Genomic DNA, 23,392 nt, shown 5'->3' on the forward strand with positions numbered 1-23,392 from the left:
CCTCTTCACCACCGCAGCGGCGGGANCCGTCCCGCCGCTGCTTTCCGTTCGCATGCAGGCTGTTTCCGGCGAACCGTCACGGCAATCTCACCCTCGCGTAACACTCCCGTCATGGGTAGAGTGTTTCCTTGCATTCGACACCGATTCACATAGTGAAACCCCCGGTCGAATCCGACCAGTCGAATCCGAGGAGCCCCCATGACGCTGGAAGCCACCGACACGTCCGTGCTGCGCCTCCCGTCCGCGAACGGCCGGTCCCCCGAGACCTCCGGATCCCCCACCCTGACCGAACTCGCCCACGCCGCCGGCACCCGCTACATCCTCGCCGTCTTCACCACCCTGTCCGGAAAACCCTGCGCCAAGCTCGTTCCCGTCGAATCGGTCGGTGAGCTCGAGACCGAGGGAGTCGGGTTCGCCGGCTACGCCGCCGGCTCGATGGGCCAGGTCCCGAAGGATCCCGACCTCGTCGCCATCCCTGACGCCGCGTCGTTCACGCCCATCCCGTTCGTGCGCGAGGGCCTCGCTCTCGTCCACTGCGACCCGCACGTCGAAGGAAAGCCCTGGCCGTACGCACCGCGTGTGATCCTCGAGTCCGTGCTGGCACAGGCCGCCGAACTCGGCCTCGAGGTCAACGTGGGCGCCGAGATCGAGTACTTCCTCGTCAACAAGGACGAGAACGGAACGCTGCGCACGGCCGACGCCCTCGACACCTCCCGTCAGCCCTGTTACGACGCCCGCGACGTCACCCGCATGTACGAGCACCTGACGTCGATCTCGTCGGCGATGAACACCCTCGGATGGGGCAACTACGCCAACGACCACGAGGACGGGAACGGCCAGTTCGAGCAGAACTTCCAGTACGCCGACGCCCTGACCACCGCCGACCGGGTCGTGACCCTGCGCTACCTCATCTCCGTGCTCGCCGAGCAGCGCGGCATGACCGCGACCTTCATGCCCAAGCCGTTCGCCGACCGCACGGGCTCGGGCATGCACATGCACCTGTCGCTGTGGAGCGACGGTGCCTCGGCGTTCCCCGACGCATCGGACCCGCGCGGCCTGGGCCTGTCGAAGACCGCTTACTCGTTCATCGCCGGCATCCTCGAGCACGCCTGTGCTCTGCAGGGCGTCATCGCGCCGACGGTCAACTCCTACAAGCGCACCGGCGCGACCAGCACGTCCTCCGGCGCCACCTGGTCGCCGCGCCACGCGACATACGGCGGCAACGACCGCACCCACTACCTGCGGGTCCCCGATTCCAACCGCGTCGAACTGCGCGGGGGTGACGGTTCCGCGAACCCCTATCTCGCCACCGCCGCGACCGTCGCTGCAGGCCTCGACGGCATCGAGCGCAATCTCGACCCCGGCGCTCCAGGTACGGGCGGTTCCACGGAAACCCTGCCGATGACGCTGTTGCACGCGATGGACGCCCTCCGGGCCGATCCTGTCGTCTCCGGCGCCCTCGACGCAGCGGGTGCGAGTGTCGCCGATTACTTCGCCTCCCTCAAGCGCGAGGAGTTCTTCCACTGGCACAACACCGTGACGCCGTGGGAGATCGACAGCTACCTGACCGCCTTCTGAGAAATCTTCGCCTACTTCCCCATCCCATCGAACAGGAGAGACGACCATGTGCGGAATCGTCGGACTTCATCTGCGGGACACCTCGCTCGAACCCCGGCTGGGCAGCCTGCTCACCGGAATGCTCGGGCAGATGGTGGACCGCGGACCGGATTCGGCGGGCGTCGCCGTCTACGGCAACCCGGTCTTCTCCCCCGCCGGGGAGTCGTCGGTCTCGGTACTCGACGCACCCTCGGACCTCGCCACGATCGTCGGCGACGCACTGGGCGTGACCATCGGGTCGCTCGACCTCGCACCCACCACCGTGCTGCACGCCCCCGTCCCCGCTACCCTGCTCGCCGACACCGTCCGCGCACTGGCCCCCACGGCGACCGTCATCGGCTTCGGTGACGACGTGACCGTCCTCAAGGGCACCGGTGATCCGCGCGTCCTCGCCGAGAACTTCGGCCTGCCGGCCGCATCCGGATGGCAGGGCGTGGGCCACACCCGCATGGCCACCGAATCCGCCGTCACCGCAGCAGGATCGCACCCCTTCGCCGTCGGACCGGACCAATGCCTCGTCCACAACGGCTCGTTCTCCAACCACCTGTCGATCAAGCGCGAACTCGAGGACGAAGGCGTGGTGTTCGACAGCGAGAACGACACCGAGGTCGGCGCACGCTTCGTCGCCAAACACCTGGCAGAGGGCGCCGATCTCGAGAAAGCACTGCGCCTGCTCGGCGAACGCTTCGACGGGTTCTACACCCTGCTGGTGTCCACCTCCGATTCCTTCGCCGTGGTCCGCGATCCGATCGCCTGCAAGCCCGCGATCGTCGCCGAGTGCGACGCCTACGTCGCGATGGCCTCGGAATTCCGCGCCCTGGCAGGACTTCCCGGCATCGCCGACGCCCGCATCTTCGAACCCGAACCTGACCGGGTCTACGTGTGGCGACGCTGACCGGCCACGCGAATCCCGACTCCGCCGTCCCGATCTCATCCCCGGAGGCAATCATGACCACCGACACCCTGCTCCCGACCGCCACCTACGACCTGGCGACGACCACCACCCGCGAACTCAATGCGGCACTGCACGCGACGGAGGCCCCGGCCTCGGTCGAGGTGGTGAACCCGCAGGGCGCCCACGCACTCGCCTGCGGCCTGAACCGGCCGATCGACGTCCGCATCGACGGCCACGTCGGCTACTACGCAGCCGGGATGAACCAGCACGCCCACGTGACCATCGACGGCAACGCCGGCGTCGGGGTCGCGGAGAACATGATGTCGGGCAGTGTGCGCGTCACCGGCGACGCCTCGCAGTCCGCCGGTGCGACCGCCCACGGCGGGCTGCTGGTGATCGAAGGCAACGCCGCCGCACGCTGCGGCATCTCGATGAAGGGCGTCGACATCGTCGTCGGCGGTGATATCGGGCACATGAGCGCCTTCATGGGACAGGCCGGCCGACTCGTCGTCCTCGGCGATGCCGGTGAGGCCCTGGGCGATTCACTGTACGAGGTGCGGATCTACGTGCGGGGCAGCGTCGCCTCGCTCGGTGCGGACTGCGTCAAGAAGGAGATGCGCCCCGAGCACATCGCCGAACTGCAGGAACTGCTCGACACGGCCGGTTTCGACGCCGACCCGGCCGAGTTCACCCGCTACGGCTCGGCCCGGCAGCTCTACCACTTCCACGTCGACAACGCTTCGGCCTACTGAGAGCCCCCGACGTTCTTCCGCCCGCCCGACCCCCGAGGAGACTTCCATGACCTTCCAGCCCGGACTGCGTGAGTCGGCCACCTTCGACCGCAACGTCATCCACGAGATCCAGCGCGCCGCCGCGACCGGCATCTACGACATCCGCGGCTGGGGTGCCAAGCGCAAGGTTCCCCACTTCGACGACCTGCTCTTCCTCGGCGCATCCATGTCGCGTTACCCGCTCGAGGGCTACCGCGAGAAGTGCGAGACCGACGTCGTCCTCGGCGACCGCAACGCGAAGTACCCGCTGCACCTCGACATCCCGGTCACGATCGCCGGAATGAGCTTCGGTGCGCTGTCCGGTCGCGCGAAGGAGGCCCTCGGGCGTGGAGCCAGCGAGGTCGGCACGTCCACCACCACCGGCGACGGCGGCATGACCGCGGAGGAACGCGGGCAGTCCAAGCATCTCGTCTACCAGTACCTTCCGTCGCGATACGGCATGAACCCCGACGACCTCCGCAAGGCCGACGCCATCGAGGTCGTGCTCGGCCAGGGCGCCAAGCCCGGTGGCGGAGGCATGCTCCTCGGGCAGAAGATCACCGAGCGGGTCGCGGGGATGCGTACCCTGCCGGTGGGCATCGACCAGCGCAGCGCGTGCCGGCACCCCGACTGGACCGGCCCCGACGACCTCGCCATCAAAATCCTCGAACTGCGCGAGATCACCGACTGGGAGAAGCCGATCTACGTCAAGGTCGGCGCGACCCGCACCTACTACGACGTCAAGCTCGCCGTGAAGTCCGGCGCCGACGTCGTGGTGGTCGACGGGATGCAGGGTGGCACCGCTGCCACCCAGGACGTCTTCATCGAGCACGTCGGCATCCCGACCCTGGCCGCGCTCCCCCAGGCGGTGCAGGCCCTGCAGGAGATGGGTGTGCACCGCACCCCGGGCGGCGTGCAGCTGATCGTCTCGGGCGGCATCCGCTCGGGCGCCGACGTCGCCAAGGCGATGGCCCTCGGCGCGGACGCCGTCGCCATCGGCACGGCCGCGCTGATCGCCCTCGGCGACAACGATCCGAAGTACCAGGCCGAGTACGAGAAGCTGGGCTCCGCGGCCGGTTTCTACGACGACTTCCAGGACGGCAAGGACCCCGCCGGCATCACCACGCAGGATCCCGACCTGCAGGCCCGTTTCGATCCGGTCGTGGGTGGCCGTCGCCTCGCGAACTACCTGCGGGTGCTCACCATGGAGGCCCAGACCATCGCCCGGGCGTGCGGCAAGTCGCACCTGCGCAATCTCGAACCGCAGGACCTCGTCGCCGTCACGATGGAAGCCGCCGCCATGGCACGGGTTCCCCTGGCCGGAACCGATTGGATCCCCGGCCGGACGCTCTAGTCCCGTGACGACCTTCGCAACCCTGCTCGACGACATCCGGGACTGGCAGGCACAGGCCGTCTGCCGGTCCCGGGACGTCGACTTCTTCGACGACGCGCCCGAGGGTGTCGCCCGCGCCAAGTCCGTCTGCGCCTCCTGTCCCGTGCGGGAACCGTGCCGCGACCACGCGGCGCTCGCCGGGGAGACGCACGGGATCTGGGGCGGGTTGAAGCCCACGGAGCTGATCCGTCACCGGTGGCTCGCCCGCGCCCGATCCACGCAGCACGAACGGGCCTGCCACAGCCAATTCTCGAGAGGACACAGCACTTAACGCCCCTCCTGCCCGAAGGCAGGAGATTCCCGACTCAGACCGCACCAGAACCACCACCCGAAGGAGGCGGACCCCAGTGACCTACGTCGTCGACACCGGTGTGGCCACGCTCAACCACAACCAGAACCACTCTGGCAGCGTTCCGATCCCGGCACGCGGTATGCCCGCACGCCCAGCACCGGAATATTCGTTCCGCGAGTCCAAGGGATTGCTTGGCTCTCGCGAAACACCTCGAACACGTCATCGTCGTATACGCGGGCCGCACCAACACCACCTTCCGGCCGGCCCGCCTGCCCTGCTCGACCAACTCCCGCTTGATCGCCCCGACCGCGGCATCGGCGGCCTTACGCGCCATGTTCGTCTTCGACAGGAACTTGGGTTTGAAGTCCTCCACCGCGAGCAACCGATGTTCGGCGACGACAGTTCTCGCCCAGATCCGGCCGTCGTGCCGGTTCTGCCGCGCCGCCTTCTTCTGCACCTTCGCCGCTGTCTTGCGGGCACGCTGGTAGCCCTTCGACGGCGGATGGCCCTTGCCACGACGGCGGCGCGCCATCCAGCGCTGGGATTTCGCCAACTCCGCCGCACACCGTTTCCGGTGCCCGGCATGCGGAAGATCGAACCGCTTGTCGGTGGCCGTGGCGGTGCGGGTCACTCCCCAATCGATCCCGACACCACTGTTCTCATCGGCGACGGGGATCGGCTCGGCGACGCGGGTCACCACGAACGAGGCATACCAATGCCCCAACGCATCACACGTGATCCGCACATTCGACGGCTCCGACGGCAACTCCCGCGACCACACCACCGGGATACTCACACCCTTGGGCAACACCAGGCGTCCGTCCCGGATCCGGAACCCGCGGCGGGTGTATTCGAGCGACGGCAACGTCTTCTTCCGCGCCTTGAAACGAGGCCTGCCCCGCCCCTTGACCGTGAACGAGGCATCCAACGCCTGCGCATAGGTGCGCAACATCTGCTGCTGCGCCACCTGCGAACCGTCGCGCAGCCACGACGAGCGGGCCCGGGCCTCGGTCAACTGTTTGCTCAGTTTCGCGAACGTCGGCTTCCCGCCGGTCTTCTGCTGGCGCACTGCTTCGTTCCACAGGAACCGACAGCGATGCCACTCCGCGATCAGGGCACGCTCGGCGAGTGCACCCGGACGCAGCCGATAGTTGTAGCGCACTACCTCGATCCCCATGCTCGGCACCGTAACCGCACCCACCGACACGTTCGTTCGACACCACTACACCTTCGGAAAGGAGGACGGCGCTTCCTCTCCCCCGTGAACGAGGGAGTATCCGCGCCGAACATCAGATGACCGTCTTCGACTCGCTCTGGGCATCGATCCTCGACGTCGGCAAGCACTCGACCACCGGAGGCTACCGCCGATTTGCTTGGAGCGACGCCGATCTCACTCTCCGCGAGTGGTTCCGCGGTTGTGCCGCCGAACGCGGCATGGACGTCGAAGAGGACCGTAACGGGAACCTGTGGGCGTGGTGGCTCCCCGTCGGCTGGGAAGGCGATCCCACCGACGCCTTCGTCACCGGTTCGCACCTGGACTCGGTGCCCGACGGCGGCGCGTTCGACGGACCACTCGGCGTGGTCTCGGCGTTCGCCGCGGTCGATCTGGTCCGTGAGCGCGGCATCGTCCCGACCGTGCCGATCGCGATCACCGCGTTCTCCGACGAGGAGGGTGCCCGCTTCGGTGTGGCTTGCGTGGGCAGTCAGCTCACCACCGGGGCGCTCGCTCCGCAGCGTGCGCTCGGCCTGCGTGATCGTGACGGAATCACGTTGGCCGAGGCCATGACCCGCGCCGGTCGCGTGCCCGAACACATCGGCACCGACCCCACCCTCGTCGACCGGGTCGGGGTGTACGTCGAACTTCACGTCGAACAGGGCCGGGCCCTCGACCTCGTCGATGCACCGGTCGCGGTCGCGTCGTCGATCTGGCCGCACGGCCGATGGCAGTTCACCTTCACCGGTGAGGCCAACCACGCCGGAGCCACGCGCCTGGTGGACCGCCGCGACCCGATGCTCGCCTACGCCTCGTCGGTGCACAGCGCCCGCTCGTGTGCCGCGGCGGCCGGTGCGGTCGCCACCTTCGGCAAACTCGAGGTGCTGCCCAACGGGGCCAACGCGATCCCCTCCGAGATCAAGGCCTGGCTCGACGCTCGCGCCGCGGACGAGGAGACCCTGACGACGCTGGTCGCCGAGATCGGGGCCGAGGCCCGCAAGCACTGCCTGCCGGACGAGATCGGACTCGACGTCTTCGCCGAATCGATCACCCCGATCGTCGAGTTCCCGGCCGGACCGCGCGAACGGTTGCGCCGCGCGCTGTCGCATCTCGGGGACATCCCGGTACTGCCCACCCAGGCGGGACACGACGCGGGCATCCTCTCGGAGAAGGTTCCCACCGCAATGTTGTTCGTGCGCAACCCTACCGGCGTCTCGCATTCACCGCACGAGTTCGCCGAGGCCGACGATTGCAACATCGGAGCGCAGGCGCTGGCCGACATCATGGTGGACTGGACGACGGGCAGTTAGGTGGCCGCGCAGGTGATCCGGCCCGGCGAGCGGCGGCGGGTGCCCTGGCGCAACGGCGCCGGGATCACGGAGGAGGTCGCGACCGGACCCGACGGCCCCTCCGGCCGTCCGCTGTGGCGGATCAGCGTGGCCGAGCTGGGCTCCGACCCCAGCGAGTTCTCGGTCTTTCCCGGCACGGACCGGATCTTCACCGTCATCGGTGGGCACGGCGCCGACCTCGACTCGGGCCACGGACCCCGTTCGCTGGATCCGTGGCATCCACACTCTTTCGCCGGTGAGGACGCGCCCCACTGCGTCCCCCGAGGCGCCACCCGTGCATTCAATGTCATGACCGAGCGCGGGGGCGCCACTGCGGCCGTCGGGTACTTCGCGCTCGACACGGTGTGCGACACCGCCGCAGATGGTGTCACAGCCCTCTACGTGCGATCGGGCTCGGTGCAGACCGGCACCGACCGAGCTGCGCCCGGGGACTGCGTCCTGATCCGCGGCGAGGCCGTCACCCTACGAGGCTCGTCGGCCACCGGACTACTGGTCCGCATCGAACCCACTTCCTCCCTCTGACATCGACTCCCCCACCGACCTCCCGATTCGGAGGCCGACCGAACAAAGGATCCTCAGGTGACGGACACGACCAAGTTTCTGATCGTCGGCGGCGGCCTCGAAGGCCTGGCCATCGCCTACTCCCTCGCCGACCGCGGCGAGACCGACGTCCTCGTCCTCGAGCGCGACACCGTCTGCTCGGGCATGACCGGTAAATCGAGCGGCGTCGTGCGGTGCCACTACGGCACCCCCTCGCTGGCCGCGATGTCCTGGTACGGCGTCGACATCTTCACCAGGGCGACCGAAATCTTCGGCGACGACATGGCATTCCGCCGGTGCGGTTACGTCGTCGGTGTCGCGGAGAACAACGTCAAGCCGCTCGAGGCGAACATCGAGATGATGCAGGGCCTGGGCATCGCCACCGAACTCATCTCCCACGACAAGATGGCCGAACTGTGGCCGGGCCTGAACCTCGACGATTTCGCCCTGTTCGCCTACGAACCGCTCGGCGGTCGCGGCGAGGCCTACATGGCGGGAATGGCGTTCGGTGCAACGGCACGTCGGATGGGCGTGAAGATCCGACAGAGCACCCCGGTGGTGTCGTTGCTGCAGAACGCCGCGGGCCGGGTCTACGGCGTCACTCTCGCCGACGGGTCCGAGGTGCACGCCGAGCAGGTCATCGTCGCGGCGGGACCGTGGACGCCGGCACTCGTCGCCGGTGTCGGCGTCGACATCGACGTCCGGGCGCAGCGCGCGCAGTTGGTTCTCGTCGACCAGGGTGTCCCGACCCCGGAGGTGCCCGTGCTGTCCGATCTGGCGGGTCTGCAGTACATCTGCCGTGAGCCGAACGGTGAACTCCTGGTGGGCAATTCCGATCATCAGACGCCGCAGTACATCGATCCCGACAAGTACGTCAACCGCGCCGACGACTCGACGATCGAGAAGAACATCATGAAGCTCGGCAACCGCCTTCCCGACATGCCGGACCCGCGGATCACCAGTTCGTACGTCGGTGCCTACGACGTCACCGAGGACTACAACCCCGTCATCGGTCCGGCACCGGTCGAGGGTCTGTTCCTGGCGACGGGATTCTCCGGGCACGGATTCAAGATCTCCCCCGCGGTGGGCAAGCTGGTCGCCGACCTGCTGATCGACGGGAAGACCGACCTTCCGAACGTGAACCCGGACGACTTCCGTTTCTCCCGCTTCGAGGAGGGTGATCTGCTCCTGAGTCTCAACCCCTACGAAGGCGCCGGCGAGATGCGCTGATCCCCACCTACTCAGCACTCGTGCCCTCCACGGACCCGGCCGGATCCCTGTCGTCCGGATCCGTGGAGGGCACCGCCATGTCCGCATTGCGGCGTTCACCACCGGTGGACACACGCTACGCTGACGATATGGCCAGCCCAGATCGTCCCGTCCTGTACGACGATTCCGGACGCGAAGTCCCGCGCGGCACCCCGACGGGCGTGGATCTCGAGCGCGCGATCGCCCACCAGGTACGGTCGTTGCGGCTGGCCAGCGGCCTGTCCGTCGGCGACATGGCCGCGAAGGTGGGGATCTCCAAGGCGATGCTCTCGAAGATCGAGAACGCCCAGACCTCGTGCAGTCTGTCGACGCTCGCCCGGCTCGCCGCCGGCCTCGACGTCCCCGTCACCTCGCTCTTCCGGGGCGCGGACGCGCACCGCGACGCGGTGTTCACCAAGAACGGGCACGGCGCCGAGATCGTCGGTCGCGGTACGCGGGTGGGTCATCACTACGAACTGCTCGGCGCGCTGCGGGGACAGCACAAGAGACTCGAACCGGTGCTGGTGACCCTCACCGATGCGAGCGACGTCTTCCCGCTCTTCCAGCATCCCGGCACGGAACTGCTGTACATGCTCGAGGGCGAGATGCTCTACGGCCACGGCGATTCCGAGTACCACCTGCAACCGGGCGACGCCCTGCTCCTCGACGGCGAGGGGTTGCACGGACCGAACGAGCTGCTGAAGCTGCCCATCCGGTTCCTCGCCGTCACGGCGTATCCCGACAACCACCAGCCGTGAACGACCGGCAACCGTGAACACGACGGAGCCCTCACCGCGCGGTGCGGTGAGGGCTCCTGCCGTTCGATCGGTGAAGCTCGCCGGTCAGGACTTGGGCACGATCACGTCGCGATCCTCGGCGAACACCTCGGGACGCAGCGTCGACGGACCGGTTGGTGAGAACGAGTCCATCACGTAGGCCGTCTCCCCATGGACCGGGACGTCGATGCCCCGCATCTCCGTCTCGGTGTCGACCCGGATGCCCATGATCTTGTCGAGCGCCTTCGCGATCAGGAAGGTCACCGCGAACGAGTAGGCGAACACCGCGGCCATCGCGACGATCTGGCGTCCGAGGAAATCGATCCCGCCGCCGAAGAACAGACCGTCGACACCGGCCGGCGCGGTGGCCGTCGCGACGAAGGCGATGAGGGTGGTGCCCACGACGCCGCCCATGAGGTGGATGGCAACGACGTCGAGTGAGTCGTCGTAGCCCATGCGGAACTTCCAGCTCACGGCGAAGCAGCCGACGGCACCGGAGACCACGCCGATCAGCAGGGCACCGAGCGGGGACACGAGGCTCGCTGCGGGCGTGATGCCCACGAGTGCGGCGATCACGCCCGAGATGGCACCGAGTGTCGTCGCGTGCTTCTCCTTGATGCGTTCGACGATCAGCCAGCCGAGCAGGCCGGCCATCGCGGCGACGAGCGTGTTGAGGACGACGACACCGGCCGTGTGGTTGGCGCCGCCCGCCGAACCGCCGTTGAAGCCGAACCAGCCGAACAGCAGGATTCCGCCACCGAGCACGACGAGGGGCAGGTTGTGGGGACGGGCCACGTGCGGGAATCCGCGGCGGCGACCGAGTGCGATGGCGAGTGCCAGCGCCGCGACACCCGAGTTCATGTGCACGGCGGTGCCGCCGGCGAAGTCGTGGGCGGCGAGCGTGTTGGCGATCCATCCGCCCTTCGTGCCCGCTTCCTCGTCGTCGAAGGCGAAGACCCAGTGCGCGACCGGGAAGTAGACGAGGACGACCCAGATGCCCGAGAACACCAGCCATGCCGAGAACTTCATCCGGTCCGCGACACCACCGGCGATGATCGCCACCGTGATGCCCGCGAAGAGGAGGTGGAAGGCCGCGGTCAGTGCGGCGGGCATCCCTCCGTCCGGGTCCTCCTCCAGCAGCGACCCCAGACCGATGTCGGTGAAGGGATCGCCGATGAGGCCGAGGCCCCCCACGCTGTCACCGAGCACGGCGGCCGGACCGAACAGCACCCACAGGACGGCGGTGACGGCGAATCCGCCGAACACCATCATGATCATGTTGAGCGCGCTCTTGACTCCGAGCATGCCGCTGTAGAACAGCGCCAGGCCCGGAACCATCAGTACGACTGCTGTGAACGCCGCCAAAACCCAGGCGGTATCGGCGGCCGCGAGTGCCTGTTCCATATAAGTCCACCCTGTTCGATCCCGGGGTTCACGACCCCTACGTCAGTCGGTGACCCGCATTCATCACCGTCCCCTGAGAGTGGACCGACTCTGTAATGTCCCTGCGAGATGCGAGTGAACTTCGTGTAACGCCACCGCAGTTACCGGAGGGGGCCGCGGTTGCGTGCGGGCAGGCAGTATGGAGGACGAGGCGCCGCGTCCCGCGGTGTGCACAACCTGTGCCACCGGGGTACCCCTGCCCTGCCGGGATTCCGTGGGAACGACGGCTCGAGCCGCTGCACGCATTGGAGGTAGACGATGGGACGGGTCACGACACGTCGACCGGTACTGCGCATCACTGCGGGCGGGGCGACGCGACGTCCCGACACCCTCGCCGTCGAGGAACCGCTCGAGATCAGGGTCGGGGGTGAGTCGCTCACCGTCACCATGCGCACCCCCGGGCACGACGTCGATCTCGTCCACGGATTCCTGTTGGCCGAAGGGATGATCGGCAGTCGCGAGGACATCGCCGCCGTCCGCTACTGCGACGGGGTGGACGAGAGCGGCGCCAACACCTACAACGTCCTCGACGTCGCCCTCGCCCCCGGCGTCACCATCCCCGAAGGGACGGGGCGACGCGCGTTCACTACGACCTCCGCGTGCGGGGTGTGCGGGAAGAACTCGCTCGACGAGGTGCGCACGCGCACGCGCTATCCGCTGAGGGATGTCGGCACCACTTCGATCGGTACGCACACCCTCGCCGAACTGCCCGACACGCTGCGCCGGCACCAGCAGGTCTTCGAGTCGACGGGCGGTCTGCACGCGGCCGCACTGTTCACCCCCGACGGGGTGCTGCTGGCCCTGCGCGAGGACGTCGGCCGGCACAACGCCGTCGACAAGGTGATCGGCTGGGCCCTGACCGACAACCGGGTTCCGCTCTCGCACACCGTGCTCATGGTGAGCGGACGCGCGTCGTTCGAACTCGTGCAGAAGGCGGTCATGGCCGGGATCCCCGTGCTCGCGGCGGTCTCCGCGCCGTCGTCGCTGGCCGTCGATCTCGCCGCGGAGTCCGACCTCACCCTCGTGGGCTTCCTCCGCGGCGACACGATGAACGTCTACACCGTCCCCGAGCGCATCAAGACCGACTGATCGACGGCATCAGCCGCACGTGCCGTCCTGCGCCTGGCCCGCGCGTACTCCGTCGACGAACGCCCGCACGTCGTCGAAGGACTCCTCGAGTACCGCACGGTGGTCGGCCCCGTCGTACACCCGGTAGGCCAGATCGGCTCCGTTGTCGCACAGTGCAGCGGTCACCTGATCGGTGACCGGACGCGACACCAGTACATCGTCGGTTCCCTGCACCACGAGTGTCGGCACCGTGAGGGTGAGCGGTTCGACCTCCTGGCCGGCGTAGTACTCGCGGAGCGACTCGAGGTCCGCATCGGGGGCGAACACCTGGTCCACCGGGACCGTGCTCGCCACCTCGCGGATGTCGTCCATGCACCCGGTGCGCGCGGCATCGAGCAGGGGGCGCGAGGCGTCGGTGAGCATCGCGTCGGCGTCGATGCTCGGGTCCGCCGCCTGCGCTCCGAGCAGCAGCACCGGCAGGAAGCCCAACGCCGGACCGATCGCGGGACCGGCCGTCGCATAGTACTCGGCGGTTTCACTGGTCCGGCTACCCGGAGCGAAGGCGACCGCGCCCTGCAGTTCGAGTTCGGGTGCGCGTTCCTCGCCGCGTGCCGCCGCATACAGCGCGGCGTGCCCGCCCTGGCTGTGCCCCATCACGACCCATCGGGTGCCGATGTCGGGATCGAGCTGCCGAGCGGCACGCACGATGTCGACGACGCCGGCGGCCGCGCTGTCTCCGTTCATGTACGGATGTCCGCCCGGCGTTCCGAGGCCCTCGTAGTCGGTCTGGACCACGGCGTAGCCGTCGGCGACCCACCGGTCGAGCATGGCGGTCGTCCTGCCGACGTAGGAATGGGCGGGACCGCCCGGCATGTCGGCGGAGGGCGCGCAGGCGTCACCGACCCCGGTGGTGCCGTGTGCCCAACTGATCACGGGCCAGCCTCCGTCGGGGGCCTCACCTTCGGGGATCGCGACGGTGCCCGACACGAGAGTGGGACGCCGATCGGCGCCCTCGGACAGGTAGGTGATCAGATGCGTGCGCGATGCGCTGGGAATTGCCGCCGCGCCGGTGAGGGTGCGTTCGGTGACGAGGGAGCCCGGTCCCCCGACAGTCTCCTCGGTCTCGTCACCCGAGTCCGCGCAGGACGTGATGCCGAGCATCGACGCTGCGGCGAGTGCTGCCACCAGGCGCCGGGAAGTACGAGAGATCATGAATCCTCCGTTGGGATGTCAGTCCACGTTCGGCGCCCACTGCACGCCGTTGATGTGGCTACCGCCGTCGACGAACAGCGTGTTGCCGGTGAGATACCGCGAGTCGTCGCTCGCGAGAAAGGCTGCCACGGTTCCGATGTCCTCGAGAGGGTCGCCGATACGGCCCATCGGGTTCGCTGCGGCCTGCGTCGCTGCCATCTGCGGGTCCGCCTCCGTGACCCGCTGATATGCCGCACTCTGCGCGCCGGGACAGATCACGTTGCAGCACACCTGCTTCGGCGCCCACTCTCGGGCCGCAGTGCGAGTCATGCTGCGCAGCGCCTCTTTCGCGGCGTTGTACGACACCGAGTACCTGTGCGCATTGACGCCGTTGAGACTGCACATGTTGATGACTCGGCCGGTTCCGTGCCGGGCGAGTTCCGGGTACGCACGTTGCATCGCCCAGAAGGCGGCCATCACGGCCATGTCGAAACCCGACTGCATGCTCTCCTCGGGCGTGTTCTCCAGCCGCGCGAAACCCAGTGAACGCCAGGCGTTGTTGATCAGGATGTCGAGACGCCCGAATTCGCGCACGGCCGTGTCCACCATGGTCTGGACCTGCTCACGGTCGGTGACATCCGTCGGCACGAAATGTGCCTCCACGCCCCAATGCTCGGTGAGCCACCGCGCGGTATCCGCTCCTGCCTGCTCGTCGACTTCGGCGATGACGACGCTCGCTCCCTCGCGGGCCAGCGCACCGGCGACTCCGCGGCCGATTCCCATCCCGGCGCCGGTGACGATCGCCACCCGCCCGTCCAATTTCCCCATGCCGTTCCTTTCCGATACCACGGCGTGTGCGATGCAGGCCGTCAACGGGGACGGGGAACCGTCCTGTCGATGAACAGCGCCTCGACTGACACGCACACCGTGCCGTCCGCGGTCCTGATCTCGCCGACCGTGTTGATCTTGCGTCCGTTCTGTTCGACCAGGCGGCCGGTGATCGTCAGCGGCTCGAACAGGGGGGTCGGGCGGTGGTAGCGCACGTTGAGTTGCGCAGTGGCGCCGCTGCGCCCGGCCCAGGCGTTCGCCACGCCCAGCGTGTGGTCGAGCAGCAGGGCGGACACTCCGCCGTGCACGTGCCCGGGCGGCCCCTGGTACGGGAAGGTCAGTTCGACGACGCCTTCCACCGATCCGTCCTCCCGACCGGCGAGAACCACCGGCGGAGCGAGCGCGTTCTCCGGTCCGGTGACCGGGTCGTGCCGGGTGACGCCTTCCCCGTGCCACATGTCGATCAGTCGCTCCTGCACTTCGGGAGCGTGTTCCTCGAGGTGCTCGGCGATATTGTCGAGTTCTTCGGCGACCCGCTCGAGATTCGCGTTGCGACGGTCGGTGCGCAGCAACGCGTCCACCACGCGCCGCGCGGCAGCTGTGGCGCGGTCGACGGCGGTGTCCTGCGGTGCCGAGGTCAGAACCGTACCGTCGGGCGCGCGTCCGACGACGGGGTGGGTGTCCGGGTCGACTCTCATCGAATCTCCATCGTGGCGTGGGTGAGCACCGGTTGCCCGTCGCGCTCGGGACATGTGGCGAGCAAGGTGAGGGTGTCGTCGTCGCGCCAGACCGCCGTCTCGATCGTCTCCCCGGGGTACAGCGTGCCGGCGAAGCGGACCGAGAACGACCGGACCCGGGTCGGGTCTCCGTCGAGCACACCGTCGACGACGGCCTTGCACACGACACCGTACGAGGCGAGTCCGTGCAGGATCGGCCGATCGAAACCGGCCGCCTTCGCGAATTCGGGATCGGCGTGCAGCGGGTTCATGTCGGCACTGAGCCGGTACACCAGTGCCTGTTGCGTGCTCGTAGGTGACACCAGGGTCTTGTCGGCGTCCCGTTCCGGCACTGCGTTCGGCACATCGGGCCCGGCGTCTCCGCCGAAACCACCCTCACCGCGCGCCCAGATCTGCATTGCACTGGTCCACAACGGGTTTCCGTCGACGTCCACTGCGGACTGCTCGAGCACGATCACGGCGGCCTTGCCCTTGTCCCATACGTCGGAGATGCGGGACGAGACGGTCGCCGAACCCGAGACCGGGATCGAGGCGTGCACGGTGACGGATTGGCCGCCGTGCAGGATCCTGCGCAGGTCGATGTCGATTCCCGGCAGGCTCAGTCCGGCCGGTGTCACCGCACCGGCAGAGACGCCCTGACCGGCGACCATCGCGAAGGTCGGCAGGACCCGCAGGTCCTTCTCGTACACCCACCGCAGTTCGGCGGGATCGAGCGAGTCGACGCCCGCACCCAGACCGAGGTGGTAGAGGATCACATCGCGTTCGGTCCACGAGGTGTAGCGGACGGTGGGCGCAGCGGAGAGCGCGACATCGGTATCGATGGGCATGGGCGTCACTTTCCGGGTTCGGGGTCGCGGGGCAGGCCGAGAAGCCTCTCACCGATGATGTTCAGCTGGACGTTGGTCGTCCCACCGGCGATGGACATGCACTGCACGTTGAGGAACATGTGGGTGGCCGAGGTTCGGTCCTGGTCGTCGAGCAACGACGCAGTACCGGCCCAGTCCATCGCGGTCTCCCAGACCTGCTGCAGGTGCTCGACACCGAGGAGCTTGGCGACGGAGGACTCGGCACCCGGCTGCGCGCAGGCCAGGGACCGCAGAGCGGTACGCAGACCCATGAGGCCACCGGACGCGGCATCGCCGAGAACCTTGCCGAGGACGGTGAGTTGTTCGTCGTCCGGCCCACCGGGCATACCGTTCGCAAGCGCCATGAGGGTCTCGCAGCCGGCACCGAAAGTCGAATCGTGCGAGAGGGAGACGCGTTCGTTGGCGAGGGTGGTACGGGCGAGTTTCCATCCGTCCCCGGGCTCGCCGACGAGGCACTCGTCGGGCACGAACACGCCATCGAGGAACACCTCGTTGAACAGGGCTTCGCCGGTGATCTCTCGCAGCGGCCGGATGTCGAGACCCTCGGTGTTCCTGATGTCGATCAGGAAGTAGGACAGGCCTTTGTGCTTGGGCGCTTCCGCGTCGGTGCGGGCGAGGCAGATGCCCCAGTCCGCGACCCGCGCCATCGAGGTCCACACCTTCTGGCCGTCGAGCCTCCACCCGCCGTCCACCTTGACGGCCTTGGTGGACAGGCCCGCGAGGTCGGACCCGGCGCCGGGTTCGGAGAAGAGCTGACACCACACGAGATCCCCGCGCAGCGACTGCGGGACGAATCGCTCGATCTGCTCGGTACTGCCGTGCGCGATCAGGGTCGGCACCACCCAGTTGCCGATGATCATGTCGTGCGGTTCGAGTTCGGCGGCGCGCAATTCCTCGGCGACGACGAGTTGCGTGACGGCGTCGGCGGCCTTGCCCCACGGTTCCGGCAGATGGGGAGCGGTGTAGCCCTTCTCCGCCAGATACGCCTTCCGCGCTGCGTTCTCCAACGACTTCGCCGGCTCGAGTTCGGCACGGACGTCGGCGCGGATCCGTTCCGCCTCGGGCGGAAGATCGACGCTCAGCACGCGGCGGGCACCGTCGAGCGTGAGGTGGGCGACCCGGCGCCGCCACGACGCCGTGGAGCCGAGCAGGATCCGGAGCGACTGGGCGCGCCGCACGTACAGGTGGGCGTCGTGCTCCCAGGTGTAGCCGATACCGCCGAGCACCTGGATGCAGTTCTTGGTGACTTGGAAGGCGGCCTCCGGGGCGATGGACGCGGCAACTGCGACGGCGAGCGACGCCTCGTCGTCCGACACGTCCTCGGCCTGCGCACGGGCAGCATCCCAGGCCACGACCCGAGCCTGTTCGGTATGGCAGAGCATCCGGGCGACGGTGTGCTTGACGCCCTGGAACTGCCCGATGACACGTCCGAACTGCTTACGGACCCGCGCATAACCCGCAGCGGTGGTGGTTGCCCAGTCCGCGAGACCGGCAGCCTCTGCGGCGAACAAGGTCGCGGCGATATCGACGATCCGATGCGAGTCCGATCCCAGTACGTCCTCGTCGGACAATGTCACGGCACTTGCGGTGATCTCGGCGTTGCGGCGGATCACGTCGTAGCTGGGCAGGTTCGTGACCTCGACCCGGTCACGGGTCACGACGACGAAGACCCGCTCACCACCGTCGTCGGCCGCGAGCAGGAACACATCCGCGACCTGGCCGCCGAGGGCGACACCGGAGGTTCCCGAGAGTGTGACGGAATCGCCGTCGCGCTCCACGCGCAGGTCCCCGGGTTGCAGGGCGACCGCACCGAACAGCGAACCGTCCGCGAGCCCGTCGAGTTCGCTGCGACGGCCGGCCTCGTCGAGGACCGCGGACACGATCACGGTCGGAAGGAACGGGCCGGGCACCATGGCCCGTCCGAGTTCCTCTGCGACGATTGCTGTTTCGAGCAGACCGAAACCGGCGCCTCCGACCTCTTCGGGCAGGTGCAATCCCAGCATTCCGAGTTCGGCGAACGAGCTCCAGTACGTCGGGCGGGCCTCCGTCTTCGCTTCGACGGCCGTGCGGATCACGTCGGGTGTGGCGTGTCGTGCCGCCCAGCCGCGTACGGAATCACGGAGCTCGCGGTCCTCGTCGCTCAATCCCAGAGTCATGATCGGGTCCCTTCGGATAGCAGAATGTCCGGCGTCAGATGCGCTCGATGATGGTGGCGGAGGCCATCGCGCCACCCGCACACATCGTGACCAGCGCCGTCGAACGGTTCGAACGCTCGAGTTCGTGCAGGGCACTGGTGATCAGTCGCGAGCCGGTGGAACCGACGGGGTGGCCGAGCGCGATGGCGCCGCCGTTGACGTTGACCTTGCTCATGTCGGCCCCGTGGACCTGCGCCCAGGACAACACGACCGAAGCGAAGGCTTCGTTGATCTCGACGATGTCGATGTCGGACAAGGACATTCCGGTGCGCTCGAGTACCGCGCGAGTCGCGTCGATGGGGCCGTCGAGGTGGTGGTACGGGTCCGAACCGACGAGCGTCGACGCGAGGATACGCGCACGTGGCCGCAGACCCGCCTCGCGCGCCTTGTCCTCACTCATCAGCAGTACGGCGGCCGCGCCGTCGCTGACCTGGGAGGAGTTTCCGGCGGTGTGGATTCCGTTCTCGATGACCGGCCGGAGACCGGCGAGTCCTTCCGCGGTGGTTTCGCGAAGACCTCCGTCACGCGTCACGGTCGCGATCTCACCGGTGGGCTCGCCCTCCTTGGTCACGACCGGCGCCTGCACCGGGACGATCTCGCGGTCGAAGCGCCCCTCGGCCCACGCGGCTGCGGCGCGACGCTGCGACTCGAATCCGAGAGCATCGACATCGTCACGTTTGATGCCGCGCTTGTGGGCGATACGTTCGGCAGAGGTGAACTGGTCGCCCATGTCGATCGACCAGTCGTCCGGATAGGGGTTGCCGGTGCCCGGGGCGTTTGCCTGGCCGAGGAACACGCGGCTCATGACCTCGACGCCGCATCCGATTCCGGCGTCGATCTGCCCGGACGCGATCAGGCCCGCCACCATGTGGACCGCCTGCTGCGACGAACTGCACGCGCAGTCGATGGTCGTCGCCGCGGTCGTGTACGGGAGACCTGCGTGGAGCCAGGCCTGCCGGGTCACGTTGTTCGACTGTTCCCCCGCCTGGGTGACGGCGCCTCCGACGAGCTGACCGATCTGGTCGGCGGGGAGGCCGGTGCGGTCGAGAACGGCCTTCTGGGCGGCACCGAGCAACACCGCGGGGTGGACCCCGGCCAGCTGTCCGCGGCGACGACCGATCGGTGTCCGCGCGGCCTCCACGATGACGACCTTGCTCATGCCTACTCCCAGCTCTCGAAGATATTGAAATTTATTCTAGTGACGGTGACCGCAGTTTCCTGCACAGTCCCACCGAGCGGGACGGACCTTGCGGAATGCGGTCTTCGAGAATTGCCCGTCAACGCGTATCGGCGGGCAGATCGACCAGCAGAAGGTCGCACGCGACGCGCAGATCGGACTCCACCTCGGGGATCGATATCCGCCCGTTGAGCGCGGACTGGACGAGACCGAACCACAGCGCCACGACCAACCGCACGACGGTCGCGTCCCGCACCGTGGGTTCCGCGATACCCGCGGCGGCCAGGAGCAGTCCGTCGAAGTGCTGGTCGATCTTCGCCACGTCGGGAATGGTGGCGGCGTTCGACGACGCGGCGGATTGGATCATCGCGTTCGCCAGTAACGGAGTGCGCACGAGCGCCCGGGTGGCCTGCAGCAACGCGTCGTATACGACGTCGACAGGCGACGAGGACGACTGCGAGCGCCTGGAGAGGTGGATTCCCATCCGATCGATCTGATCCACCATGACCGCGACGAACAGATGGGTCTTGGACGGAAAGTAGCGGTAGAGGGTCCCGATGGCGACGCCGGCGAGTTCGGCGACCTCCTGCATCCGAACGCGTTCGAGTTCCTTCACCGCCCCCAACTGTGCGGCAGCGTCGATGATCCGGCCGTATCGCGCATGCTGTTCCGCCGAACTCGGTTCTGCGGCGTCCCGGGCCTCCGCAAGTCTGGGCATGCTCGGTTCCTCCCCTTCACGACCGGTGGCGCATCGACCACTGCGGCGACGAACGTTCCAGGTGGGCACGTCTCGTATCCCGCCTGATCCCGGCCAGTGGGACCTGTCCCGTGGGTGGACCAACCACCACCCGAGACTAGAATGAATACTAATTCCGGCGCGGTGCACTGACGAACCGCCGCCATCGAACAGGAGACGTTTCATGGGTGAATCCGTAAGTCTGGCCGGGCGCGCGGCGGTCGTGACCGGCGCCGGGGCCGGCCTGGGCCGCGCCGAAGCCCTCGCCCTCGCCGAGGCAGGCGCCGCAGTCGTCGTCAACGACATGGGCGACGCGGCGCACGAGGTGGCAGAGGAAATCGTCGCGTCGGGAGGCCAGGCCATCGCCGTCACCGGCGACGTGTCCGACTGGGCTCTCGGCGGTCGCCTCGTCGAGGAATCGGTCAAGGCATTCGGGTCCTTCGACATCCTCGTCAACAACGCGGGCATCATCCGCGACAAGATGATCTTCAACCTCACCGAGTCCGACTGGGACGACGTGATCCGAGTGCACCTCAAGGGCCATGCCGCCACCTCACATGCGGCGGCGGTGTACTGGCGTCAGGCGAGCAAGGCTGCGGGTGGACCGGTCTACGGCCGCGTCGTCAACACCTCGTCGGAGGCCTTCCTCTTCGGTTCCGCCGGACAGCCGAACTATTCCGCTGCGAAGGCAGGCATCACGGCACTGACACTGTCCACGGCGCAGGGGCTGGCGCGCTACGGCGTCACCGCGAATGCGATCTGCCCCCGCGCACGCACCGCGATGACCGCGGAGGCCTTCGGCGAGGCCGGCGCCACGACCGGACTCGATCCCCTGGCGCCGGAGCGCGTGGCCACCCTCGTGCGTTACCTCGCCTCGCCGGCCTCCTCGGAGATCACCGGACAGGTGTTCGTGGTGTACGGAAAAATGGTCGCGCTCATGGCAGCGCCGACCGTCGAGAACCGCTTCGACGCAGCCGGTTCGGCATTCACGGTCGAGGAACTCGACGAGCAGCTCTCGTCGTACTTCATCGGCCGCGGCCCGTACGAGACCTACGCCGCCTACAGCATCGCGGAACTCGAGAAGGTCGCACTGGCCGTCGACTGATCGCTTGACACCGCACCCACGAAGGGAGCAAACATGAGACTTGCAGACAAGGTCGCGATCGTCACCGGTGGTGCCGGAGGGATCGGACGCGGCATCGTCAGAGCATTCATGGGCGAGGGTGCCCGCGTCCTGTTCGTCGACATCGACCGGGCCGCCGGTGAAGCCCTCGAAGCCGAGGTCGGCGAAGCCGGGAAATTCCTGTACGCGGACATCTCCGACGAGTCGAGCGCCGAGACGATCGTCGCGGCGGCCGTCGAACGGTTCGGAAAGCTCGACGTGCTCGTCAACAATGCGCACGCATCCCGACAGGCGCCACTGCTCGAGACCACTCAGGAGATGATCGACCTGTCGTTCGGCACGGGCTTCTATCCGACCTTCCGGTTGATGAAGGCAGCGCACGCCCAGCTCGCCGCGAACAAGGGGTCGGTGATCAACTTCGCGTCGGGAGCCGGGATCGACGGGAGCGCCACGCAGAGTTCGTACGCCGCGGCGAAGGAAGCGATCAGGGCGATCAGCCGGGTCGCGGCCAACGAATGGGCGTCGGACGATATCAACGTCAATATCATCTCGCCGCTGGCGCTGACCGAGGGCGTGGAAGCGTACATCGCGGCCAACCCCGGCGTCGAGGAGGCTCTGCTGGCGAAGACCCCGATGCACCGGTTCGGCGACCCGCAGGCCGATATCGGCCGCGTCGCGGTCTTCCTGGCCAGTGAAGACGCGTCCTACATGACCGGCCAGACACTCATGGTCGACGGCGGAACCGTCAAGCTGCGTTGACCGGATGCCCGTCCGAGGACGACAGCACCTCCGACCGCGGCATGGTCGGAGGTGCTCGTGGCCTCCAGTCGCTACGGCGCCATGTCCGTCCAGCCGACGAAACCGGATGGGTCGTGCCGTCCCATCACCGCGTGCTCGAACATCCCCCAGCCGACCTGTCCGTCGATCGTCGCTCGTGCGATGTGATCGATTGTCGAATACGGCAACCGGCCGTGGAACTCCGCAGTGGTGGTATCCACCACCGAAGAGGACGACCAGTTCTCCCCGCGCCACTCACCGTGCGTCCACTCGGGGTCGCCGCCGTATCCGGCACCGTGACTCAGAGAGATGAACCCGAGGTTGTCCACGTCCACGACCAGGGGCTTTCCCTCCGGCGTGGTGAGGTGGATGCGTGCGGACTCGGGGTGCCGCGTGCCGCTGCGATAGTTCACCTCGAGGCGCGGCCAACCGAGCTGTTCGATGCGGCCGTCGGCGAAGACGCGCGTGGCGTGATTGAGCGTGCGATGTCCGTCGGACGATTCCTGGACGATCACCATGAGTGCGAAGTCGTCGAATCGCAGAGGGACGTACGTCCAATAGTGGCCACCGCGGTTCTCGTAGGTCCAGCGCCCCTGCGGATCCGGCTCCCCCACCGGGCGAATGCCCCACGAGCGGTCGCGGGTACCCATCCAGGTGTCCGGGTCGACCGCGAAATCCTTCCCCTGCACGCAGATACTGCCCGACCAGCTCCCGACCTGAGCGAATCGGGAAGCGTCCAGGATGGGGCGCGGACCCGACATCAGGATGTGCGCCTCCTCGAGTACCGCGGGGAACGACCCGTCCCAGGTGAGATCACAGGACAGCTCGTCGTGTTCGCAGATGACACGAATCTTCTGCAAGGGCTCGATCACCTCGAGCCGGTACCCCCCGACCGCGCTCTCCATGGACCGCTCCCCGAGAGCATCGGAGAACCGGACCGCTACTTGGGAATCCCCGTGCCGAACCGTGACGAAGGCGTCGACCACACTCAGATTCGGATACACACCGAAGCCGGTGATGAGGTAGATCTCGCCGGTGCGGTCGTGGGCATTGAAATAGTTGCGATCGTAGAAGTTCCGGTCGGTGGACGCCACCCGTCCCATCGACAGTGGTGACTGATGCACCGGATATTCGTCGAGCAGAGCTGGTTTCATCGAG

22 protein-coding genes are annotated in these 23,392 nt (G+C 67.7%); 12 read left to right on the plus strand and 10 right to left on the minus strand.

Features of this window, described 5'->3' with window-relative positions; all coding sequences use genetic code 11:
- Positions 1–198: 198 nt before the first annotated feature.
- From glnT to ACLBYD_RS08140, 5 genes are read left to right on the plus strand one after another with little or no spacing between them, the layout of a single operon-like run.
- Complete coding sequence (glnT, locus tag ACLBYD_RS08120) at positions 199–1,578, plus strand: type III glutamate--ammonia ligase (RefSeq protein WP_447816012.1); 1,380 nt, start codon at positions 199–201, stop codon at positions 1,576–1,578.
- A gap of 46 nt (positions 1,579–1,624) precedes the next feature.
- Positions 1,625–2,512, plus strand: coding sequence for a glutamine amidotransferase (locus ACLBYD_RS08125; protein WP_088897358.1), 888 nt, complete (start codon positions 1,625–1,627; stop codon positions 2,510–2,512).
- Between the two features lie 53 nt (positions 2,513–2,565).
- Positions 2,566–3,264: a GltB/FmdC/FwdC-like GXGXG domain-containing protein gene (locus ACLBYD_RS08130; protein WP_447816013.1), complete on the plus strand. Its 699-nt coding sequence runs from the start codon at positions 2,566–2,568 to the stop codon at positions 3,262–3,264.
- A gap of 46 nt (positions 3,265–3,310) precedes the next feature.
- A complete protein-coding gene (locus ACLBYD_RS08135) occupies positions 3,311–4,636 on the plus strand; it encodes an FMN-binding glutamate synthase family protein (protein ID WP_447816014.1) in 1,326 nt (441 codons plus the stop codon).
- 4 nt (positions 4,637–4,640) lie between these two features.
- Positions 4,641–4,946, plus strand: a complete 306-nt coding sequence (locus ACLBYD_RS08140) for a WhiB family transcriptional regulator (RefSeq protein WP_447816015.1) — start codon at positions 4,641–4,643, stop codon at positions 4,944–4,946.
- A 34-nt stretch (positions 4,947–4,980) separates the two neighbouring features.
- Here the strand turns inward: ACLBYD_RS08140 and ACLBYD_RS08145 are convergent, their stop codons facing one another.
- Complete coding sequence (locus ACLBYD_RS08145; protein WP_447816016.1) at positions 4,981–6,144, minus strand: RNA-guided endonuclease InsQ/TnpB family protein; 1,164 nt, start codon at positions 6,142–6,144, stop codon at positions 4,981–4,983.
- 116 nt (positions 6,145–6,260) lie between these two features.
- On the opposite strand from ACLBYD_RS08145, the gene ACLBYD_RS08150 reads away from it, so the two are divergent.
- The 4 genes from ACLBYD_RS08150 (at position 6,261) to ACLBYD_RS08165 (ending at position 10,075) form a co-directional block, all read left to right on the plus strand.
- The gene (locus ACLBYD_RS08150) at positions 6,261–7,490 is read left to right on the plus strand and encodes an allantoate amidohydrolase (RefSeq protein WP_447816017.1); all 1,230 of its coding nucleotides are present in this window, start codon (positions 6,261–6,263) and stop codon (positions 7,488–7,490) included.
- Positions 7,491–8,051, plus strand: coding sequence for a HutD family protein (locus tag ACLBYD_RS08155; protein ID WP_447816018.1), 561 nt, complete (start codon positions 7,491–7,493; stop codon positions 8,049–8,051).
- A gap of 57 nt (positions 8,052–8,108) precedes the next feature.
- Positions 8,109–9,299, plus strand: coding sequence for an NAD(P)/FAD-dependent oxidoreductase (locus tag ACLBYD_RS08160; RefSeq protein WP_447816019.1), 1,191 nt, complete (start codon positions 8,109–8,111; stop codon positions 9,297–9,299).
- A gap of 128 nt (positions 9,300–9,427) precedes the next feature.
- Positions 9,428–10,075 (plus strand): helix-turn-helix domain-containing protein, encoded by a 648-nt coding sequence (locus ACLBYD_RS08165; protein ID WP_059383893.1) that lies wholly within the window; start codon positions 9,428–9,430, stop codon positions 10,073–10,075.
- An 84-nt stretch (positions 10,076–10,159) separates the two neighbouring features.
- On the opposite strand, the gene ACLBYD_RS08170 is transcribed toward ACLBYD_RS08165, so the two are convergent.
- On the minus strand, positions 10,160–11,497 hold the full coding sequence (locus ACLBYD_RS08170; protein WP_447816020.1) for an ammonium transporter: 1,338 nt from the start codon (positions 11,495–11,497) through the stop codon (positions 10,160–10,162).
- A 297-nt stretch (positions 11,498–11,794) separates the two neighbouring features.
- On the opposite strand from ACLBYD_RS08170, the gene fdhD reads away from it, so the two are divergent.
- Positions 11,795–12,625, plus strand: a complete 831-nt coding sequence (gene fdhD / locus ACLBYD_RS08175) for a formate dehydrogenase accessory sulfurtransferase FdhD (protein WP_447816021.1) — start codon at positions 11,795–11,797, stop codon at positions 12,623–12,625.
- Between the two features lie 9 nt (positions 12,626–12,634).
- Here fdhD and ACLBYD_RS08180 read toward each other — a convergent pair whose 3' ends face one another.
- From ACLBYD_RS08180 to ACLBYD_RS08210, 7 genes are all read right to left on the minus strand, one after another.
- On the minus strand, positions 12,635–13,816 hold the full coding sequence (locus ACLBYD_RS08180; protein ID WP_447816023.1) for an alpha/beta hydrolase family protein: 1,182 nt from the start codon (positions 13,814–13,816) through the stop codon (positions 12,635–12,637).
- Between the two features lie 18 nt (positions 13,817–13,834).
- Complete coding sequence (locus tag ACLBYD_RS08185) at positions 13,835–14,623, minus strand: SDR family NAD(P)-dependent oxidoreductase (RefSeq protein ID WP_447816024.1); 789 nt, start codon at positions 14,621–14,623, stop codon at positions 13,835–13,837.
- A 41-nt stretch (positions 14,624–14,664) separates the two neighbouring features.
- Positions 14,665–15,321, minus strand: a complete 657-nt coding sequence (locus tag ACLBYD_RS08190; RefSeq protein WP_447816025.1) for a hotdog domain-containing protein — start codon at positions 15,319–15,321, stop codon at positions 14,665–14,667.
- On the minus strand, positions 15,318–16,187 hold the full coding sequence (locus ACLBYD_RS08195) for a MaoC/PaaZ C-terminal domain-containing protein (RefSeq protein ID WP_447816027.1): 870 nt from the start codon (positions 16,185–16,187) through the stop codon (positions 15,318–15,320). The genes ACLBYD_RS08190 and ACLBYD_RS08195 overlap by 4 nt, the downstream gene beginning before the upstream one ends.
- A 5-nt stretch (positions 16,188–16,192) precedes the next feature.
- Entirely contained in the window at positions 16,193–18,382 is a 2,190-nt protein-coding gene (locus ACLBYD_RS08200; RefSeq protein WP_447816028.1) for an acyl-CoA dehydrogenase, read from the minus strand.
- Positions 18,383–18,416: 34 nt separating this feature from the next.
- Positions 18,417–19,580 (minus strand): steroid 3-ketoacyl-CoA thiolase, encoded by a 1,164-nt coding sequence (locus ACLBYD_RS08205; RefSeq protein ID WP_447816029.1) that lies wholly within the window; start codon positions 19,578–19,580, stop codon positions 18,417–18,419.
- Between the two features lie 118 nt (positions 19,581–19,698).
- Positions 19,699–20,316 (minus strand): TetR family transcriptional regulator, encoded by a 618-nt coding sequence (locus ACLBYD_RS08210; RefSeq protein WP_447816030.1) that lies wholly within the window; start codon positions 20,314–20,316, stop codon positions 19,699–19,701.
- Between the two features lie 202 nt (positions 20,317–20,518).
- Between ACLBYD_RS08210 and ACLBYD_RS08215 the strand changes: the two genes are divergently transcribed.
- Together ACLBYD_RS08215 and ACLBYD_RS08220 are read left to right on the plus strand one after the other, a co-directional pair.
- Positions 20,519–21,439: a 3-oxoacyl-ACP reductase gene (locus ACLBYD_RS08215; RefSeq protein ID WP_447816031.1), complete on the plus strand. Its 921-nt coding sequence runs from the start codon at positions 20,519–20,521 to the stop codon at positions 21,437–21,439.
- A gap of 33 nt (positions 21,440–21,472) precedes the next feature.
- Positions 21,473–22,216 carry an SDR family NAD(P)-dependent oxidoreductase gene (locus tag ACLBYD_RS08220; RefSeq protein ID WP_447816033.1) on the plus strand — a complete coding sequence of 248 codons (744 nt, stop codon included), beginning with the start codon at positions 21,473–21,475 and terminating at the stop codon, positions 22,214–22,216.
- A 71-nt stretch (positions 22,217–22,287) separates the two neighbouring features.
- On the opposite strand, the gene ACLBYD_RS08225 is transcribed toward ACLBYD_RS08220, so the two are convergent.
- The gene (locus ACLBYD_RS08225; protein WP_447816034.1) at positions 22,288–23,388 is read right to left on the minus strand and encodes a hypothetical protein; all 1,101 of its coding nucleotides are present in this window, start codon (positions 23,386–23,388) and stop codon (positions 22,288–22,290) included.
- Positions 23,389–23,392: the final 4 nt, after the last annotated feature.

The organism is Rhodococcus sp. C26F (genome assembly GCF_053345925.1).